1 protein-coding gene and 1 pseudogene are annotated in these 1,711 nt (G+C 55.5%); one reads left to right on the top strand and one right to left on the bottom strand.

The window, feature by feature from the left end:
- Window positions 1-396, top strand: a 396-nt coding sequence (locus HMPREF1144_RS21500; RefSeq protein ID WP_042928221.1) for a Tn3 family transposase, incomplete at its 5' end; no start/stop codon positions are given.
- Window positions 397-763: 367 nt separating this feature from the next.
- On the opposite strand, the pseudogene HMPREF1144_RS21495 reads toward HMPREF1144_RS21500, so the two are convergent.
- Window positions 764-1,711: pseudogene (locus HMPREF1144_RS21495) on the bottom strand (IS3 family transposase); the annotation flags it as partial.

Here is a 1,711-nt window from a genome sequence, read left to right as displayed (position 1 = left end):
AACAACCTTGCAGTTGCGCTTCGTGAAGTTGGTCGTATTGAACGGACGCTTTTCATTATTGAGTGGATCCTGGATACGGACATGCAGCGGCGTGCTCAGATCGGTCTTAACAAGGGAGAGGCCCACCATGCGCTCAAAAATGCGCTCCGTATCGGGAGGCAGGGGGAAATTCGCGATCGCACGACAGAGGGGCAGCACTACCGAATCGCTGGGCTCAATTTATTGACTGCGGTGATCATTTACTGGAATACCGTCCATCTTGGTCATGCCGTCACGGAGCGGCGGAACGAAGGGTTGGATGTTCCCCCTGAATTTCTTCCCCACATATCCCCATTGGGCTGGGCGCACATTCTACTGACTGGCGAATATCTTTGGCCCAAGGAACCGAAAGCTTAGGGTGTCATTTCGCCCTCAGCCGGAACCGACCCCTTATCCGGTAACTATCGTCTTGAGTCCAACCCGGAAAGACACGACTTAACGCCACTGGCAGCAGCCATTGGTAACTGATGATGTGCGAGAGATTTAGAGAGTACTTGAAGTGGCGGCCTGACTGCGGCTACACTGAAAGGACAGTTTTGGTGACTAGTCTCGCACAAGACAGTTACCTGGTTAAGCAGCCTGCAAGCTGGCTTAACCTTCGATAAAACCGCCCTGCAAGGCGGTTTTTTTCGTTTACAGAGCAAGAGATTACTCGTAGGTAGAGAGGATCTCAAGAAGATCCTGAACCGCCCCGGTTTTCCGGGAGAGTTTTTAGTCCGCGAACTCAGGCTGCCATAGCTCCGTTTCCGATGGAAGCATAATACGCTCTTTCGGCTTCAGCCGGGGGGATGTGACCGAGCCGTTCCAGTAGTCGGCCGCTGTTGTACCAGTCCACCCACGTCAGCGTCGCCAACTCAACCTCTGCTCGGCTTTTCCAGCTCTGTCTGTGTATCACCTCCGCTTTGTACAGGCCGTTGATGCTTTCCGCCATCGCATTGTCGTAGGAGTCGCCTGAGCTGCCCGTCGAGGCCAGTAAGCCCGCGTCCTGCAGACGTTGCATGTACGCCAGCGACACGTACTGCGAGCCCTTATCCGAGTGATGGATGGTGCCGGAAGGGCGACGGGCCCACAGCGCCTGCTCCAGCGCATCCAGCACGAACGTGGTTTCCATCGATGACGACACTCGCCAACCCACGATGCCGCCGGCAAACACATCGATGATGAACGCTACATACGCGAACCCCTGCCAAGTACTCACGTACGTGAAGTCTGCTACCCACAGCTGATTGGGACGCTCTGCCACGAACTGACGGTTTACCCGGCCGCCTGCCGCAGCTTCTTTCCTGCTGACCATGGTTCGTACTTTTTTCCCGCCGCACGCCGGTAAGCCCCATGCTTTTCATCAGTCGCGCGATGGTGCATCTGACCACGCTGAAGCTTTCCCGTTGCAGCTGGTGCCAGACCTTACGAACTCCATAGACACTGTAGTTTTCGTCGTACACGCGCTGTACCTCCAGCTTCAGCTGGTCATCACGCCGGTCACGCTGACTGCGTTTTTCCGGATGCTGACGTTGGTTCTGGTACCGGTAGTATGTCGACGGGGCGATATCCAGCTCATGGCATACCGGTCCGACTCCGTGACTTACGCGGAGGGTATCGAGCAGCGGCATCATGTTCACATGTGCATCAGCATTCCACCAAAGTATTCGGTATCGACAATCGTCGGCTATCT

This window comes from Klebsiella sp. OBRC7 (assembly GCF_000293135.1).
Lineage (GTDB): Bacteria > Pseudomonadota > Gammaproteobacteria > Enterobacterales > Enterobacteriaceae > Klebsiella > Klebsiella michiganensis.
The sequence above is the reverse complement of the archived record's forward strand: the minus strand, read 5'-3'. Positions and strand labels throughout refer to the sequence as shown.